This window comes from Nostoc sp. PCC 9305, from assembly GCF_963920915.1.
GTDB lineage: Bacteria > Cyanobacteriota > Cyanobacteriia > Cyanobacteriales > Nostocaceae > Nostoc.
The window spans coordinates 44,951-65,381 of the sequence record NZ_CAWUDN010000009.1; the positions used below are offsets into that span (position 1 = coordinate 44,951).

Annotated in this window: 7 protein-coding genes; all 7 read left to right on the forward strand. The window is 39.6% G+C overall.

The annotated features are described in order from the left end of the window. Positions 1 to 56 precede the first annotated feature (56 nt). On the forward strand, positions 57 to 5,396 hold the full coding sequence (locus ACM0OX_RS05440; RefSeq protein ID WP_414513687.1) for an amino acid adenylation domain-containing protein: 5,340 nt from the start codon (positions 57 to 59) through the stop codon (positions 5,394 to 5,396). After that, positions 5,393 to 11,212 carry an SDR family NAD(P)-dependent oxidoreductase gene (locus tag ACM0OX_RS05445; protein ID WP_414513688.1) on the forward strand — a complete coding sequence of 1,940 codons (5,820 nt, stop codon included), beginning with the start codon at positions 5,393 to 5,395 and terminating at the stop codon, positions 11,210 to 11,212. The genes ACM0OX_RS05440 and ACM0OX_RS05445 overlap by 4 nt, the downstream gene beginning before the upstream one ends. A gap of 99 nt (positions 11,213 to 11,311) precedes the next feature. Beyond that, entirely contained in the window at positions 11,312 to 12,532 is a 1,221-nt protein-coding gene (locus ACM0OX_RS05450; RefSeq protein WP_414513690.1) for an aspartyl/asparaginyl beta-hydroxylase domain-containing protein, read from the forward strand. Between the two features lie 15 nt (positions 12,533 to 12,547). Next, positions 12,548 to 14,155 (forward strand): condensation domain-containing protein, encoded by a 1,608-nt coding sequence (locus ACM0OX_RS05455; protein WP_414513692.1) that lies wholly within the window; start codon positions 12,548 to 12,550, stop codon positions 14,153 to 14,155. 22 nt (positions 14,156 to 14,177) lie between these two features. Continuing rightward, positions 14,178 to 15,206 (forward strand): TauD/TfdA family dioxygenase, encoded by a 1,029-nt coding sequence (locus ACM0OX_RS05460; protein WP_414513693.1) that lies wholly within the window; start codon positions 14,178 to 14,180, stop codon positions 15,204 to 15,206. Positions 15,207 to 15,225: 19 nt separating this feature from the next. Beyond that, positions 15,226 to 19,575 carry an amino acid adenylation domain-containing protein gene (locus ACM0OX_RS05465; protein ID WP_414513696.1) on the forward strand — a complete coding sequence of 1,450 codons (4,350 nt, stop codon included), beginning with the start codon at positions 15,226 to 15,228 and terminating at the stop codon, positions 19,573 to 19,575. Positions 19,576 to 19,624: 49 nt separating this feature from the next. Then, positions 19,625 to 20,383 (forward strand): class I SAM-dependent DNA methyltransferase, encoded by a 759-nt coding sequence (locus ACM0OX_RS05470; RefSeq protein WP_414513698.1) that lies wholly within the window; start codon positions 19,625 to 19,627, stop codon positions 20,381 to 20,383. The last annotated feature ends 48 nt before the right edge of the window (positions 20,384 to 20,431 follow it).

Genomic DNA, 20,431 nt, shown 5'->3' on the forward strand with positions numbered 1-20,431 from the left:
AGATAATAGTAACTTAAATTTTTAGTTAGTAGTAATCTCAATAAATCTAAAATATTATGAATGAAGATTTTCACTATAAAAAAATAATATCGACGCTCAAACACATTGTTAGTGAGTCATTGGGAGTGAAATCATCTGGAATAGATATTCATACTCCTTTTCTAGCGATGGGTGTTGACTCTCTAATTTTGTTGCAAATTAACCGTGCTATTCAACAAGAGTTAGGTATTGATATTCCTTTTCGCTTATTGCTTGAAGATTTATCAACAATTCATGCATTAGGAACTCATATAGCTCAAGAACTACCTCCACAAAATCTGATTGTAGAGCCTTCTTTTCAGGAATCTACATTTAGCACAATACTACAAGCACATACTGAAAAGACTTCAGATACCCAAAACTTAGAACAAGAAGATGAAAAATCTGTAACAGTTACAGTACTAGAACAAGTAATAGAACAGCAGCTTCAGTTGATGTCCAAACAGCTAGACATTTTACAAAAAGCAGGTTCATCAAAGAAGATATTACCTGTACAAAAAGCAATCTCATCTACCCCTATTCAGCATGAGGTAAGACAAGTTGCTCAATCTTTAATTAATAACTCTGATTTTCCAGAAATTCCATCATCGATTCAAACTGAGTCTAATCAACAACTCATCACCCAAACAATTGAGCCTCTTCAGTTAGAATCAAAGACTCTATTGACTCACCGTCAACAAAAACATTTAGATGCTTTAATTACACGTTTTGTCAAACTTACTCCCGAATCTAAACGACTTACTCAAGCTTATCGTTCCTACCATGCCAATAGCAGGGCGATAACAGGCTTCCTGCCCTCCATTAAAGAGATGTTATATCCCATTCACGGACAGCGTGGAGAGGGAGCCAGACTTTGGGATGTTGATGGACAAGAGTATGTAGACATTTCTATGGGGTTTGGTGCGCTTTTATTTGGTCATTCACCATCTTTTGTTATTGAAGCTATTCAAGAACAAATAAAACAAGGTATATTGCACGGCCCACAATCGCGTCTTGCCGGTCAAGTTGCAGAGTTAATTTGTGAGTTGACAGGCGCAGAACGAGCAGCTTTTTGTAACGATGGCACAGAAGCGGTAATGGCAGCAATCCGCCTAGCACGGGCTACCACAAGACGCTCTAAGATTGCTTTATTTGCTGGTTCTTATCACGGTACTTATGATGGGATTTTGGTAAGAGGAGTAACAACCAGCGAAGGAACGCGGCGTTCTATCCCCAGAGCTATAGGCATTCCATCATACATTGCTGATGATGTCATCGTACTTGACTATGGACAACCTGAATCCCTCGAAATTCTGAAAACTCATGCTTACGAACTGGCGGCAGTTCTGGTGGAACCGATACAAAGCAGTCGCCCAGATTTGCAACCGAAAGAGTTTCTGCTGCAACTTAGAGAATTAACTCAAGCAACAGGAACCGTATTAATTTTTGACGAAGTAATTACCGGTTTTCGGATGCACCCAGGTGGGATTCAGGGCTTGTGGAATATTCAAGCAGATTTGACTACATACGGTAAAGCCGTTGCTGCTGGGATGCCAATTGGAGTTATAGCTGGCAAGGCAGCTTTGATGGATACCCTGGACGGTGGAATGTGGAACTATGGAGATGGGTCTTATCCTCAAGCGGAAACCACAGTATTTGCAGGTACTTTCTTCAAACATCCTTTGGTAATGGCGGCGGCTTGGGCTGCACTCAACCATATTAAAAATAATGGCCCAAAATTACAGCAGGAGTTATCTGAAAAAACAACGAAATTAGCCCAAACTCTTAATAGTTACTTTGAACAAAGACAAGTTTCAATTCAAGTAGTTCATTTTGGTTCGCTGTTTCGTTTCATCGCCTCATCTCCCCTCAAGTTTGGTCAGTTGTTTTTCTACCATCTCTTAGAAAAAGGCGTTTATGTCTGGGAAGGACGGACATTTTATCTATCTACGGCGCATACTGATGCAGATATTGAACATGTAATTGAGGCAGTCAAGGAAAGCGTAGTAGAAATGCAACAAGGGGAATTATTACCACCTGCCCCGATTTCAACAACGCTCAAAATTCCCCTGACAGCAGCACAAAAAGAACTGTGGTTTTTAGCACAGATGGGAGATGAAGTTTCCCGCGCCTATAACGAATCTAGAACTATTCATCTGCGAGGAAGTGGCAATTTATTGGCAGTACGTAAGGCTGTTCAGGAAATTATCAATCGTCACGAAGCGTTGCGAACTACTTTTAGTCCAGAGGGGGATAATCAACTGATTCATCCCACTTTGACTATAGACATTCCTGTGAGCGACTTTTCAAGTTTAGATAAAAGTCAACGAGAAACACAGCTATCGGAATTGTTGGTACGAGAAGCTCAACAAATTTTCCATTTAGAAAAAGGGCCATTACTGAACTGTCATATCGTCAAGTTGCAGGAAGATCGTCATCTTGTGGTTTTGACAAATCATCACATTGTTGCTGATGGTTGGTCAATTAGTATTTTGTTACGAGAACTAGCAGCAATTTATTCCGCAGAGTGCCAAGGTATTGCTAGCCAACTTCCACAACCGATGAAATGGAGTGAGTATGCTCTGTGGCAAGTACAAATGCAACAGAGTCCAGAAATGGCAAAAGCTGAAGCTTATTGGCTGAATCAATTTGCCAGTTCAGTGCCTGTTTTGGAATTACCAACTGACCGTCCTCGACCACCGATATTTTCGTACACTGGAGCGCGAGAAAATATAATTCTTGATTCCACTTTGTATAATTCTTTGAAAAGCTTAAGTGTACAACGTGGTTATACTTTATTTACGATTCTTTTAACAGCATTTATCACCTTATTGCAACGATTGACAAATCAACAAGATATTGTTGTTGGTATTGCTTCGGCTGGACAATCTGCGATCGCAGGTGAATATCTTGTCGGCCACTGTGTTAATCTATTGCCCATACGCAGCCAAGTTGTTGGCAACCCAGGTTTCACAGAATATTTGAGTTCAATCCAGCAGGTATTGTTAGATGCTTACGAGTATCAAATTTATCCTTTTATTAAACTAATTGAAAATTTAAAATTACCACGAGACCCTAGCCGCACCCCTCTTTTTACCACAGGGTTTAATCTGGACAAAGCTCCATTGGAGTCCAAGTCTTTAAAACAAGAGTTTGAGATAGCTAAAAATTCTACCAGTGCTACTAAGCTGGATATTAATTTAAATATTCTTCAGACAGACAGCAAACTACTGCTAGAACTGGAATATAATACAGATTTATTTGATACCCAAACAATTCAGCGTTGGCTCGGACATTACGTAACCTTGCTAGAAGGTGTTGTCGCTAACCCAGAGCAACCCCTTGCAGAATTGCCTATATTGACACAAACTCAACAGCATCAGTTGTTGGTGGAGTGGAACAATACTCAAACTGACTATCCTGGAGAGTATTGTATCCATGAGTTATTTGAGGCTCAAGTAGAGCGATTACCTGATGCAATTGCCGTAACCTTTGAAGACCAACACCTCACCTATCGAGAGCTAAATAACCGCGCAAATCAATTGGCCCATTATTTGCGTTCAGCAAAGCTGTCGCGTAGCGATTCGCTTGGGGTTAAACCAGAGGTATTGGTAGGGATTTGTGTAGAGCGATCGCTTGAAATGGCGATCGGAATTTTAGGCATTCTGAAATCTGGTGGCGCTTATGTGCCACTCGATCCGGCATATCCACAGGAACGACTAGCTTTAATATTAGATGATGTCAAACCTTTAGTGTTGCTTACTCAAAAGCATCTAATTGCGGAACTCCCGACATCTGCGGCTAAGGTTGTATGCCTAGACGAATGCGAGCTTTACGCCCAGGAAAGTCAGGAAAACCTCAGTAGCAATGTAATAGCCGAAAACTTGGCTTATGTAATTTACACTTCCGGTTCTACAGGAACACCTAAAGGCGTACTGATTACACACCAAGCTTTAGTGAATCACAGTATTGCTGCCGCCAAAGCTTATGAACTGCAACCAGAAGATCGCATTCTCCAATTCGCTTCTGTGAGCTTTGATGTGGCAGCCGAAGAACTATTTCCATCATGGTTAAGTGGTTCAACTGTAGTCATCAGACCCAATCGGGTATTATTGTTTGCTCACTTTGGACAATTCTTGATACAGGAAAAACTAACTGTCGTCAATTTACCAACAGCCTATTGGCATGAGTGGGTATCTGACTTGACTCAAACAACAGAACCATTACCGCCGACACTGCGCTTGGTAATTGTCGGAACTGAGCAAGCTTTACCAGAAAAACTCGCACTTTGGCAAAAACTGGTAGGCGATCGCTCCCAGAGTCCCCGTATCCGTTGGCTCAATGCTTATGGCCCGACTGAAGCAACGATTGGTGTCACTATTTATGAACCAGTTGAACCAGTTACCTATCCAGAGAAGCAACCTGTTTATTGTGTACCTGTTGGTCGCCCCATTGCCAACACCCAGGTCTATTTGCTAGATAAACATTTGCACCCTACACCTTTAGGCGTACCAGGCGAGTTATATATTGGTGGTATTGGGATTGCCAGGGGCTACCTCAATCACCCTGAACTTACTACCGAAAAATTTATTCCCAACCCTTTTGGCGAAAAATCGGGAATGCGTCTGTATCGCACTGGCGATTTAGCCCGCTACTTACCCAATGGGAATATCGAACTTCTCGGACGCATCGACCAGCAAGTAAAAATTCGGGGCTTCCGCATCGAACTGGGCGAAATATCAGCGACATTGCAGCAACACAATAAAGTACGCGAAGCAGTGGTAATAGCTAGGGAAGACGAGCATGGTGATAAGTACTTAGTAGCTTATGTTAGCCCTCAGCCAGAACAGCCGATCATAAACACTGAACTGCGTGGCTTTCTTCAGGAGAAGCTACCGCAATATATGCTGCCCTCAAGTTTCATTATCTTGCCAACCTTGCCTTTGTTGCCCAACGGTAAACTCGATCGGCGATCGCTCCCTGCACCAGAAATCCGCCCAGAGCTAGAAGCTACTTATGTGATGCCACAAACTGAGATAGAACAAACTATAGCTACAATTTGGCAAAAATCTCTCAATATCGAGAAAATAGGCATTCACGACAACTTCTTTGAACTCGGCGGTCATTCATTACTCATGGTGAAAGTTCATAGCCAATTACGCGAAATATTCCCAGTCGATTTATCAATGCTTGATATGTTTAGATATCCGACTATTAACTCTCTCGGTGAGTTTTGTAGTCAAAATAAAAATCAAACATCATTTATTAGTGAAACTAATATTTCAATAGAAAAAATTACAATTGGTAAATCTCAACAAAGAAAACGGTTGCAAAAGATGAAGTCGATAATGAGTAATCAAGGAGTTAATGAAAAATGAATATCCCCATAGCATCTGTTGAGCAGAATGGTTCAGAAATAGCGATTATTGGCATAGCCGGGCGGTTCCCTGGAGCCAAAAATGTTGATGAGTTTTGGCAAAATCTCCAAAATGGTGTAGAGTCAATTTCATTTTTCACTGATGAAGAACTGTTAGCTTATGGGCTAGATGCAGCTACACTCCATAATCCGAAGTTTGTCAAAGCACGAGCTGTATTAGAAGATGTAGAACTTTTTGATGCTGCATTTTTTGGTTTTAATCCCAGAGAAGCTGAAATTACCGATCCACAACATCGTCTTTTTTTAGAATGTGCATATACTGCCCTTGAAGATGCTGGCTATGACTCAGAAAACTATCAAGGTTCTATTGGAGTTTACGCCGGGGCTAGCTTAAGTAGGTACTTACTGAATATTATTTTAAACGAAGATATTATTGGATCTATAGATAATCACCAACTAGCGATCGCAGGTGACAAAGATTACTTAACTACCCGCGTTTCTTACAAACTGAATCTAGAGGGGCCGAGTTTCACTGTTCAAACCGCCTGCTCTACTTCATTAGTTGCTGTACATTTAGCCACTCAAAGCTTACTAAATGGGGAATGCGATATAGCTTTGGCTGGTGGTGTTTCAATCTCTGCATCAAGAAAAGCTGGCTATTTATATAAAGAAGGGGGAATTGGTTCGCCTGACGGACACTGCCGCGCTTTTGATGCTCAAGCACAGGGAACTGTTGGTGGTGAAGGTGTTGGCATCGTAGTTTTGAAGAGATTAGAGGATGCTCTAGCAGATGGAGATACTATTCATGCCCTCATCAAAGGTTCTGCTATTAATAATGATGGATCTCTCAAAGTTAGCTATACAGCACCACGGATAGACGGTCAAGCCAAGGTGATTAGAACCGCTCAAGTTCTTGCCGACGTTGAACCTGAAACCATTACTTATATTGAAGCTCATGGGACAGGAACAACACTAGGAGATCCCATTGAAATCGCGGCGTTAACACAAGCTTTTCGAGCCAGCACTGAGAAAAAAGGCTTCTGCGCTATTGGCTCAGTAAAAACCAACATTGGTCATTTAGACGCTGCTGCTGGGGTAACAGGTTTAATTAAAACTGTCCTAGCCCTGAAGCATCAACAAATACCGCCTAGTTTGCACTTTCAAGAACCATCACCGCAAATTGATTTTGCCAACAGTCCTTTTTATGTCAACACCAAACTTGCCCAATGGAAAACAAACGGCATTCCTCGCCGCGCTGGAGTTAGTTCTTTTGGGATTGGTGGGACTAATGCCCATGTAATTTTAGAAGAAGCCCCTGTGGAGGGGCAGGGGGGCAGAGAAGCAGAGGGGCAGGGGAGGAAATATTATCTGTTGGTTCTTTCTGCAAAAACGGAATCAGCGCTAGAAACAGCTACGGCGAATCTGGCTAATCATCTCAAACAGCATCCCCATCTCAACTTAGGCGATGTGGCTCATACCCTTGGTGTAGGTCGTCGAGCTTTTGAGCATCGCCGAATGGTGGTATGTCAAGATATGAATGATGCGGTGGATGTGCTTTCTCCTTTAGATTCACAGCGAGTTTTCACCCAATACCAGCAGCCTGCCAATCGTCCTGTGGTGTTTATGTTTTCTGGGCAAGGAACGCAGTATGTGAATATGGGTAGAGAACTCTATCAGAGTGAGCCAACCTTTACCCTAGCAATTGACCGTTGCTGTGAACTGCTAAAACCGCATCTAGGTTTTGATTTACGCCATATACTTTATCCAGAGGCAGAGACAGCAAAGGTAACAGAGCAACTTCAGCAGACATCTGTTGCCCAGCCAGCACTATTTATCATTGAATACGCCCTAGCTCAATTGTGGATGGCATGGGGTGTCCACCCCAAAGCAATGATTGGTCACAGTATCGGGGAGTATGTAGCTGCGACTTTAGCTGGAGTCTTCTCGCTGGAAGATGCCCTAATGCTAGTCGCAATCCGAGGACGACTGATGCAGCAACTTCCCAGTGGGGAAATGCTCTCCGTGCAACTTTCCGAACCAGAGATACAACCTCTGCTCAATACAGAACTGTCTTTAGCTGCAAGTAATGGGCCTTCCTCCTGCGTGGTTTCTGGTGCAAGTGAAGCGATCGCACAATTACAACAACAGCTAGAATCCAAAGGTGTAGGCTGTCGCAGGCTGCATACTTCTCATGCCTTTCATTCTCAGATGATGGAGCCAATTCTCCAGCCATTTACAGAACAGTTACAAAAACTCCAACTTCATCCGGCGACAATTCCGTTTGTATCTAACGTTAGTGGCACTTGGATTACTATAGCTGAAGCAACAGACCCAAAATATTGGGTAAAACATTTGCGGCAAACTGTGCGCTTTAGCGAAGGGATGACTGAGTTACTTAAAACACAGGAGCGTATCTTTTTAGAGGTCGGGCCGGGAAGAACTTTAAGTACCTTTACCAAGCAACATCACAAAGATCAACAGGTTATACTAACCTCAATTCGCCATCCACAAGAACAACAATCGGATGTAGCATTTTTACTCAACTCTTTGGGGCGGCTCTGGCTTTTTGGTATCAAAGTAGACTGGTCTGGTTTTTATGCTAACGAGCAACGCCATCATATTCCTTTACCAACCTATCCATTTGAGCGCCAACGTTACTGGATTGAAGCACAAAAACAGCCAAGACAAACGGCAGTTGATTTAGGTAAATCTCTCGTAGAGGCTTGTAGAATAAAGGCTCATGCTAGCATCGCCACACTGGACGAGCAAACTTATTTGCTAAATAAACAGTGTTTGGATCGTTTGTGCGCTGCCTACATAAACCTTGCTCTCCAGCGTTTAGGCGCTTTTAGCAAAAATAATGAACGCTATTCCCTTGAGGAGTTGTGTGAACAATTTCAAATTATTCCTCGTTATCGGCAATTGTTGTGTCGCTTTTTAGATGTACTCGTAGAACAAGGTTATCTACAACAAGAAAAGGATTTATTTACAAATCTTGTTCCCTTTTCCCCAGACTCTATTAATGCTTTGGTAGAAGAAGTTAAAGTAAGATACATAGATACACCCCATGAGCTAAATATAGTCCAGGTATGTGGTGAGAATCTGCCTGCTGTACTGACTGGTGAAAAAGAACCGTTAGAGTTGTATTTTGCGATAAAAGACAACAAACCAGAAATTGCAAATTCAGAATTACCTCTGGATACCCATTTAAAAGGGATCGTGCAAGCAGGTATAGAACAGGTAGTAAAGTTATTACCGCCAGATGTAAACTTGAGAATTCTAGAAATTGGTGGTGGAGGGGGTATTGCTACAACAGAATTACTGCCTGTCTTGCCATCTGAACGCACTAACTACACTTTTACAGATGTAGGCGGTTTGTTTTTGAATCAAGCCAAACAGAAGTTTAGTGCTTATCCCTTTGTTGAATATCGTTTTCTAGATATTGAAAAACCGCCAACTGCACAAGGGTTCAACAGCCACAGTTTTGATGTGGTGATAGCTGTCAATGTATTGCACGTAACCCGGAATATAACAAAAACTCTGGAGCATGTGCGATCGCTATTAGCTCCTGGAGGATTCCTGCTATTGTGGGAGATAACTCAACCACAATTAGACTTCGATCTCACCGACGGACTGCTGATGAATCCGTTAGAGGATGAAGGACGCAGCCGTGGTAATCCATTTTTATCACAGGAGCAATGGCAGAAGGCTCTACACTCTCAAGGGTTTGTTGAGGTAGCGCCTGTCTCGGAGACTGAAGCTTTCGGCGAACAGATTTTAGTGGCTCAAGCTACTACATCAGTAACTAACTCAGCACCTACAGCATTTACCTTTAGAAAGCAAAAAGCTCTTAGCCAGCAGAACCAAGACTTATTAAGTAAAAAATCAGATATTGCTGACTGGTTTTACATTCCTTCTTGGAAACGTACTATGCCACCGCAGCGTTTTCAACCTGGATTCGAGAGAAAGCTAGGATGCTGGTTAGTATTTGTGGATGAGTGTGGCTTGGGTGAAAAGTTGATAAAACAACTAGTACTTGAGAATCAAGATGTTATTTCCGTCAGGGTTGGAAAGCAATTTCAACAAAATAGCGAATATCCTCAACGCATATATACGATTAATCCTGAAAAAGAGGATGATTACAACACCTTGCTCAAAGAACTTCGGAGTCTGGGTAAGATTCCAAAAAAGATTGTTCATCTGTGGAGTGTCACACCAAACACTTATACAAACTCAGAAATTGAAGCTTTAGGCTGGTCGAGCTTGTTGTTTTTAGCGCAGGCCATTACAGAAAATAATCAGACAGATGCTCTAGAAATTAGCATTGTCTCCAACAATTTGCAGGAAGTAACAGGTTCAGAAATACTGTGTCCAGAAAAGGCATTGGTTCTTGGAGCTTGTAAGGTTATGCCACTAGAGTATCCAAATATAACCTGTCGCAGTATTGATGTTGTAGTTCCTGTAGAAAGTAGTCAAGAAGAACTCATCACAACCCTGATAGCGGAACTTACGACCCCTACATCTGACCAAATTATTGCTTACCGTGGGCGGAATCGCTGGGTGCAAGATTTTGAAGCTGTGCAACTAAATGAAACCGTTACCGAAAATCTGCGCCTCAGAAAACAAGGAGTATATCTCATCACTGGTGGATTAGGAGGTGTTGGTCTGGTGCTGGCAGAATATTTAGCACAGACTGTGCAAGCAAAACTAATATTAGTAGGGCGTTCAGCTTTTCCTGACCAAGACAAGTGGTCTGAATGGTTATCAACTCACGATCGGGAAGATAATATCAGCCAGAAGATCCAAAAATTGCAGGCGATAAAGGCATTAGGTGCAGAGGTAATGGTAGTTAGCGCTGATGTTACCAACCTTGACCAAATGTCAGCAGTGCTTAACAACAGCAATCAGCAATTTAGTGAGATTCATGGAGTCATTCATGCAGCCGCAGTTTACGGCGGGGGAATGATGCAACTCACAACAAAAGAAGCTGTAAAAAATGCGCTAGCACCTAAAGTACAAGGAACACGAGTACTTGAAACTCTATTCCAAAAAAGCCAATTGGATTTCTTTGTACTTTGTTCATCACTAAGTTCATTTATTGGCACATCTGGAATGGCAGATTATACAGCTGCAAATGCCTTCCTTGACTCCTTTGCTAACTACAGTATCTCCAAATATGGGACATGGAAATTCATTAAGTCTATTAACTGGGATAGATGGAATAGTGTAGGAATGGCCGCTGCTGTTGAAGCACGCCATCAGGAAATCACAGGAGAAAAGTTAACAGCAGGAATGGCTTCTTTTGAGGGTATAGAAGCCTTTAAACGTATTATCTCTAGTAGTACAGTTTCTCAGGTCATTGTATCAACACAAGATTTTCCCAGCTTGATTAAGCCAAATGAATCTCCTAAGACCTTGGAGGAAAAATTAGCCCAGCTTAGTCAATCCAAACCAACTCACCCCCGCCCGATTTTAGGAAATGCTTATATTGCTCCCGTTAATGAAATTGAGCGAACCCTTGCTGAGGTTTGGCAAAAACTTCTGGGTATTCAAAAAGTGGGTATTCACGATAACTTCTTTGAGCTAGGAGGAGACTCTTTATTTGCTACTCAATTAATTTCTGAACTGTGCAAACTTTTCCAAATAGAACTTTCTTATAAAGGCTTTTTTAATGGCCCAACTATAGGTGAATTGTCTGAAGTTATTGTTCAAAAACTGGCTGAACAGACAAATCTAGAAGAGTTGGCTCAAGCTTTAGCAGATATTGAACAACTATCCCAGGATGAAGTTCAGTCATTAATTGCTTCACAAAACTAATGAACAAATTCTGAAATGAGAAATCGTTTTTTGTTCGTTACATCAATTATCAGCTTTTAAAATATCTATAACGCTCCAGTATTCAAGGGAAATATGCTCATGATTAGTTTGTACAATCTCAATGGTAAAAAATACTTTTCGGTATTATTGATATGCCAATTAAGTGTTTTTTTAATAGGGTTATTCTTTGTCTTATTATTTGTGCTTGATTTGGATGGTAGAGTTGAGATTTCCAATGCAATTATCAGTATCCCTTTATTGATTTTATATGGAATCTTAGCTTTATGGATAGGATTATTTTGGAAGGCTTTATCACAAATAATATTTAGCCATAGCTCTGCAACCAGAACGATTTTTCAACGATGGTTTCTTATACCATTAAATGCCTTCTGCCTGATTGGTGCTTATGCTACCCATACTCTGTTGTTACTTCATCAAGGCAATAACCATTTTGTAATTGCTTTTCTTCCCTTATTATTAGCTGGGATTTTAGGAGTATTTACCACATCATTTTTTGTGGTCAAGCTTTTACGTAGCATAAAAGATGACGAAACATTATATATTCGCAGTCAAAAGATATTGGATGAACTTAAGGAAAAATTTGGAACCATTTCTACGAAAAGAATAGAGCTTTCAATCAACATGGCTTCTGGTAAATCAGTTGCTAGTCCTACTCCAGATCAACAAGGATTTCAAGTTATGGGGCTGATGTCTAAACCTTGGTATGACATGAGCGATTTGCCTGGTGCGAAATTGTTAGAAAATAGCTATGAAATAATTAGGCAAGAAGCTCTAGAAGCTATAAAAAATAAATCAATACTAGAACCATATCATTACTTAGGTGTAAATCGTGGTGGATGGGATTCAGTCGAGCTAATAGAGGCAGGTAAAAAAATAGAAAAAAATAGTTTACATTTACCAAAAACAGTAAGCTTATTAGAAAAAATTTCAAATCATACAAGATTAACAGATGCAGCATTATCAGTCTTAAAACCTGGGGAAGTCATTAAACCTCATCGCGACCCAGATAATTTTCATATTACCTGTCACCTTGGTATTGTAATTCCGAACAAATGCGGTATTAGCGTTGCTGGCGAGTCACGCACTTGGGAAGAAGGAAAGTGTCTATTCTTCGACTCTTCCTATGAACATACAGCATGGAATAATAGCGATACTCCAAGAGTTGTGTTGCTGTTAATTTTTTACAAACCTGAACTGACAGATATTGAAAAAGACTTTTTACAATATGTTTTTATTGAAAAATTTCCCGATCGGATGATAATTTCGCCAGAAGAGCATTTTGTATCTCAACTAAGGTAGAGGCAGTGAATTAAAATGAGTGACCTTTCGCAACGATTAGCTGCTCTTTCTCCAGAGAAACTTCAGCTTCTTGCACAACGCCTTCACAAGAAAAAAGAGAACGTCTTTTCACAACCGCAAATAGTTCGTCAAAGTCGAGAATCTAACTTATTTCCTCTATCTTTTGCCCAACAGAGGTTGTGGTACATCGACCAGTTACAGCCTGGGAACAGTGCTTTTAACATCTCTCAATCCATGCGTCTTGTGGGATGGTTAAATGTAGCGGCGCTGGAGCAAAGCTTTAACGAAGTTGTGAGACGACACGAAGTTTTAAGAACAACATTCACAGTAGTTGATGAACAACCTTTCCAAGTTATTGCTCCTAGCTTGAGCTTCAAACTAGCAGTGATAGATTTACAAGAGCTTTCTCAAGAGGAAAGAGAGGCTGAAGTTTTGAGACTGGCGAGTGAAGAAGCTCAACAGCCTTTCGACTTAACTAAAGGGCCTTTGTTGCGAGTTACTTTAGTACAACTTGCGGCAGCAGAATATGCATTATTGTTAACCATGCATCACATTGTCGCTGATGGCTGGGCTATAGGTGTACTGATTCACGAAATTGCAACTTTGTACGAAGCTTTTTCTCATGGCAAACTTTCTCTGCGAGATGCTACGCGAACACCGCTTTCGGAACTCTCAATTCAATATGCAGACTTTGCTGTTTGGCAACGACAATGGTTACAGGGAGAGCGATTAGAAACTCAACTTACTTACTGGCAAAAGCAATTAGGCGGTAAACTTCCTGTTCTAGAACTCCCTAGTAATCGCTCGCGATGCCTACGGCGAGATTCTCTACGAGACGCTCCGCGAACGGTAACGCCTATCCAGACTTTCTCAGGAGCTAAGGAAGCTCTGGTTCTACCCAAAACCTTATCTGAAAAGCTGAAGGCTCTGAATCAGCGCCAAGGTATCACACTGTTTATGATTCTGCTAGCGGCTTTTCAGACTTTGCTGTGCTGGTACACCGATCGAGAAGATATCGTTGTGGGTACTGATATTGCCAACCGCAATCAAGCTGAGACTAAAGAATTGATCGGGTTTTTTGTTAACCAGTTAGTGTTGCGTACAGATTTATCAGGAGATCCTACTTTTGTAGAGTTATTAGAACGAGTCCGCGAAATGACTTTAGAAGCTTATGCTCATCAGGATTTACCCTTCGATAAACTGGTTGATGTGCTGAATCCAAAACGGGAGTTGAACCGCACACCGCTATTTCAGGTCAAAATTGTTTTGGAAAATACTCAAACTCCTTCTTTACAACTTCCAGGTCTAACTATCACATCTTTGAAAGTCGAAAACAAAACAGTGCAGTTTGACTTGTTGTTGGAGTTAAACGAAACGGAGCAGGGATTATTTGGTGTATGGGAATATAACACTGACCTGTTCGATCGGGACAGCATTGTTAGATTATCAAATAATTTTGCAACACTTCTAAATAAGATTGCAACACATCCAGAAACTAAATTAAGTGAATTAAAAATAATTTTTGATGAATTAGATAAAAAAGAGGATTTATCTAGAGAAAAAATTTATCAAAATACTATTCAACAAAAACTAATCAACGTTAAACGTAGAACGAGTAAATAATCAGTAACAGAGAATAAAAATCATGACAAAAATTGAATCTTTAGGTTCCGTGAGACGGAAAGCTGTTAATATATCTACAGAAGAGTTAATCAAAACTGAATTTATCAAGCCAGGTAGTAATTTTACCTTGGTGATTAAGCCTAGTGTAAAAGGTGTAAATCTGCAAGATTGGGCTAAGAATAATCGAGAATATTTGAAAACTGAATTATTAAAATATGGAGCGATCCTTTTTCGAGATTTCAAAGTTAATTCAGTAGAAGAATTTGAGCAAATTATTGCAGCTATTTGTGGAGAAGCAATGGAGTATCGTTATCGGGCTTCTCCACGAACTCAAGTAGGTGGGAGAATTTATACTTCAACTGACTATCCTGCTGACCAAAGTATTTTTCCTCACAATGAACACGCTTACTCGCCTACATTTCCGTTGAAAATCTTCTTTTTTTGTATGAGTCCAGCAGCGAAGGGGGGAGAAACTCCAATTGGTAGTTGTCGAAAAGTTTTTGAGCGCATTGATCCCAAAATACGCGATCGCTTCATTGAAAAGCAAGTTATGTATATGCGTAACTTTGGCGATGGATTTGGTCTTCCTTGGCAAACTGTATTTCAAACTACAGACAAAAGCAAGGTCGAAGAGTATTGCCAAAGCAATGGAATTGAGGTTGAATGGAAAGCAGGCGATCGCTTAAGAACTAGACAAGTTGGGCCAGCTATTCTTAAACATCCTCAAACAGGTGAAATGGTCTGGTTTAATCACGCAACTTTTTTTCACGTTTCCACATTGGAAGCAACAATACGCGAATCGTTATTGAAAAGTTTGCCAGAAGAAGATTTACCAACTAACACATATTACGGTGATGGTTCTGCAATTGAACCATCAGTCTTAGCTGAACTGCGAGCTGCTTATCAAGAAGAAATGGTCACTTTTTCTTGGCAAAAAGGAGATGTATTGATGTTGGATAATATGTTATCAATACATGCTCGTCAGCCATTTGTTCCTCCCAGAAAAATTTTAGTCGGAATGGCTGAACCTTATACACCACAAAGTATTTAACTAACACTGAGGTATAAATATGCAAGTAGAAAGTATCGAGGGGTTTAGACTTTCACCTCAGCAAGAGCATTTATGGTTGCTACAACAAATCGATCGCAGTTGGGCTTATCGTAGCGATTGTGCAATTTTGATTGAAGGAAATATTGATGTCAATAATTTAGAATTGGCTTTGCAAGATGTTGTCAATCGCTATGAAATTCTCCGCACCAGTTTTGTTTGTCTACCTGGAATGACTATTCCAGTACAAGTAATTACAGATAGCAAGGTTATTTTAGAGAAAAAATCCGATATTAGTAATTTGAAACCTCAAGAACAAGAGGCAAAGGTTGAGTTAATTTTTCAGGAAATTAAACAACAAAATTTTGAGTTTGAAAAAGGTTTAATCTTACATACGTATTTGGTAACTATTTCACCAGATAAGTATATATTATTTATTAGTTTGCCTGCTCTCTGTGCAGATAGTGTAAGCCTTAATTGTTTAGTACAGGAACTGGCTCTTTCTTACTTAGGAAAATTAGATAAAGAATTATCTGAAGAACCACTCCAGTATGCAGACTTTTCAGAATGGCAAAATCAAATACTAGAAGCAGAAGAAACGAAAATAGGTAGAGAATATTGGCAACAGCAAGACTTCTCTACTATTGATAGTTTTCAGCTTCCTTTTGAAAATCGTCTCTCGAACCAACAAAAATTTCAACCAAAATTAGTAGATTCAGTTATTACTCCAGAACTGGTAGCTAATATCGAAAAATTGGCTCATAAGTATAATACTTCTGCATCTAACTTTTATCTAACTTGCTGGCTGGTTCTGCTTTGGCGATTGACTGGACAATCTGAGATGAGTGTCGCCAAGGAATTTAATGGCAGAAAATATGAAGAACTCAAAGGAGCATTGGGGCTATTTGCTAAATATTTACCACTTCATTGTAATTTAGAAGGTAAGTTTAAATTTAGTCAACTTTTACAGCAAGTGCATGAATCTGTAGAATCTATCGACAAATGGCAAGAGTGTTTTACTTGGGAAGAAATATCAGAAGGAGATAATAAATCAGATATTTTGCCTTTTTTGGCTGTGGGTTTTGATTTTACAGAAGAAGATACAAAGCATTGTGCAGGTAATATCTCATTTTCTATTTTCAAGCTTGATACCTGTACTGAGCGTTTCAAAATTAAACTTTCTTGTAGACGCCAGAAGGATTTTTTGAATGCAGAATTTCATTATGACTCTAATCTCCTTTCCGAACAGAATATTGCAGGTTTAGTAGAGCAATTTCACAAGTTAGTAGAAAGTGCAACGTATAATCCAGAAGCTTCAATCAGTGAATTAGAAATTTTAAGCGATCGCACCCTGCATCAGCTTCTATTTGAGTTCAATCAAACTCAAGTAGATTACCCACAAAATAAATGCATTCACCAACTATTTGCAGAGCAAGTAGAACGCACACCAGATAATATTGCTGTTGTATTTAACAACCAGCAATTCACTTATACTGAACTAAATGTGCGTGCAAATCAACTAGCTCATTCCTTGCAAAAGTTAGGGGTAGGTGCAGAAGTATTAGTGGGGATTTGTGTTGAGCGTTCCCTAGAAATGCTTGTAGGTATCTTGGGTATTCTCAAAGCTGGAGGCGCTTATGTTCCCCTCGATCCGCACTACCCGCAAGAGCGTTTAGCTTTCATGCTAGAGGATACTCAAGTATCTATATTATTGACTCAGCAGCATCTCCTGGAAGGCTTACCCAACCACAATGCACAGAAAATTTGCTTAGATACAGATTGGGAAGCTATTGCACAGGAGAGTCAGGAAGCACCCGTTCCAACAGCAACTCCTGAAAACTTAGCTTATGCAATCTACACCTCTGGTTCTACAGGTAAGCCTAAAGGAGTTGCGATCGCACATCGTAACTTAGTTCACTCCACAATTGCACGCATTACCTACTATCAAGAACCTATCAGCAGTTTCTTATTACTCTCATCCTTTGCTTTTGATAGTTCTGTTGCAGGTATTTTCTGGACACTTTGTTGTGGCGGAACTCTACACTTACCAGCAGAAGGTGTACAAAGAGAAGTACCTAAAATCGTAGAGTTAATTTCTCAAAATGGAGTTTCCCATTTATTAAGTCTTCCTTCTCTATATGCTCTAATATTGCAACAAGCAAAACCAGAACAGTTAAATTCCCTGCGTGCTGTCATAGTTGCAGGTGAATATTGTCCGCTAGAATTGGTAGAACATCACTCTCAATTACAGTCGGAAGCATCTCTATTTAATGAGTACGGGCCTACAGAAGCAACTGTTTGGAGTAGTGTATACCATTATCATTCTCTAGAAACCGGAACGCAAATATCCATTGGTTGTCCCATAGCCAATACAAAAATATACATACTAGATTCTCACTTAAATCCGGTTCCTGTTGGTGTTCCTGGCGAAATTTATATTAGCGGTGAAGGTTTAGCTAGAGGTTATTTAAATCAGGCTGCAATTACATCTGAGAAATTCATTCCCCATCCCTTCAGCCAACAACCAGGAATGCGCCTGTATAAAACAGGAGATTTAGCACGATATCTTAGTAATGGCAATATTGACTTTTTAGGACGCATTGATAACCAAGTAAAGATACGTGGCTTCCGTATAGAATTAGGCGAGATTGAAACATTACTAAATCAACATCAGGGAGTACAAGAAACAGTAGTTATTGCGCGTGAAGATGTACCAGGAAACAAACGCTTAGTTGCTTATGTAGTTCCCCAGTCAAAATCAGCCACTACAGTTAATGAACTCCGCAATTTTGCCAAAGATAAACTACCAGAATTCATGGTTCCATCAGTTGTTGTACTACTAAAAGAATTACCTCGAAGCCCCAATGGTAAAGTCGATAGAAAAGCCTTACCCTCACCAGAGCAAGTCAGGTCAGATTTAATTGGAGAATTTGTTTCTCCTCGCACTCCTGTAGAGGAAATGCTAGCTCAAATCTGGGCAGAGGTTTTAAAAGTTGAGAAAGTTGGTGTTTACGACAACTTCTTTGAATTGGGTGGACATTCTTTATTAACTACTCAACTACTTGCCAAAGTCAAACAAACTTTTAACTTAGATATATCTTTACGCAGTTTATTAGAAAAACCTACAGTAGGGGGTTTAGCAGAAAATATCGATCGAGTTTGTCAAACAGAAGTTGATTACCCAACTTTAGATATCAAAACTGAAACTGTTTTAGATGCGACAATTTATCCTCAAAGTGTTGGTAAGTTTATCCCTGAACCAAACGCTATTTTACTGACTGGAGCTACAGGATTTTTAGGATCATTTTTACTAGCTGAACTTCTGCAACAAACCACAGCAGATATTTATTGCTTAGTACGTCATCCAAATTTTGAGGATAGCAATAAAAAACTGCAAAATACCTTGGAATCTTATGGAATTTGGAACGAACTTTGGGACTCTAGAATTATTCACATTATCGGCGATTTATCAAAGCCGTTTTTGGGTTTAGAAACTGAAAAATTTCAACAATTAGCATCTACAATTGATGTCATATACCACAATGGTGCTTGGGTGCATCATATTTATCCGTACTCTATTCTGAAACCTGCAAACGTACTAGGTACACAAGAAATCCTCCGATTAGCTAGTCAAACTAAAACCAAACCAGTACATTTTATTTCTAGTTCTGGTGTTGTTTCCTCACAAGTTGAATCGGGAGTTAAAATAGTACGTGAACAAGATAGACTGGATGAGAATGAATTTCCCAGCAATGGATATTGCCAAACTAAATGGGTAGCTGAAAAGTTAGTGCAAACTGCGGCTGAAAGAGGAATTCCTATCTCTATTTACAGACCATCACGCATATCTGGACATAGCCAAACAGGAGTTTTTAATATTAATGACTTTTTGTACAAATTGATAATAGGTTGTGTACAATTAGGAAGTGCGCCAGATATAGACATTAAAGAGAATATAGTTCCTGTAGATTATGTCAGCAAGGCAATAGTTCATTTATCAAAACAGGAAGAATCTCTCGGTAAAACCTTCCACTTAATTCATCCCCAAACTCTCCATTCAAATACACTAATCGAGCATATTCGCTCATTGAGTTATGCAATTGAGCAGATTTATTATGACCAGTGGCGAGAGAAATTGCTCAATGTTACTCAAGATTCATTAGACCATCCTTTATATTCATTAGTGCCATTTTTTCCAGCAAGACAAGCTCACGAAGAAAGTTCCAACTCAGGATTTATACAGCTTGATAACCAAAACGTTATCAATGGATTAGTTGATACTTCCATTACTTGTCCTTCGCTAGACAATAAATTACTCAGCGTTTATTTTTCTTATTTGATTAAACAGAGTTATTTAGATCGTAAAGTTTGAAAACAAAGACTCACTAAACTTTTTCCAATACTTTCAGGAGTAATATTTCATGAACTCAACAATTCGTTATGATGATTATGATGTTTTAGCTCGCATATATAACGAAGATTGGGTATTAGGACTTTTTCAAGAAACAATACCAGTTTTAGAAAAATTGTTACTACCACATTTAACTCAGGGAGCGCATATTCTTGATCTTTGTTGTGGTACTGGACATTTAGCACAACAATTACTCAAACAGGATTATCAAGTCACAGGGATTGATGGCTCTGAGCAAATGTTGCTTTATGCTCGTGAGAATGCACCAGAAGCAAAACTTATTCTTGGCGATGCTCGATTTTTCGATTTACCAGCTAAGTTTGATGCAGTGGTTTCAACAACTGGTTCTCTAAACTATGTTATGAAAATTGAAGAATTAGAGTGCGTATTTAACAATGTTTATAATGCACTAAATGAAAATGGAATATTCTTGTGTCACTTCTTCACAGAAGAAGAATTCCAATCAAATTGGAACGGTAAAATTTCTGGTAATATCAAAGATGATTACGCTTGGTCTACAAAAAATATCTATAATCCAGAAAATAAAATAGGTCAAATTTATTTAACTGTATTTACATTATTAGAAAAAAGTTGGCAACGTTTAGATAAAGTGATATCTGAAAAATGTTATGCCAAAAAAGAGATTTTTTCTGCTATAAAAACTGCTGGATTTAGTGAAATTAGCCGTTACGATGCACATCACGATTTAGGAATATCTCAAACACTTGGTAGTAATTATTTTATTTGCTACAAGCGTGTACCTATTTAAAAAATGTAAAATTGCAGCCAACTAATACATTGCGATTATAAATCAAAA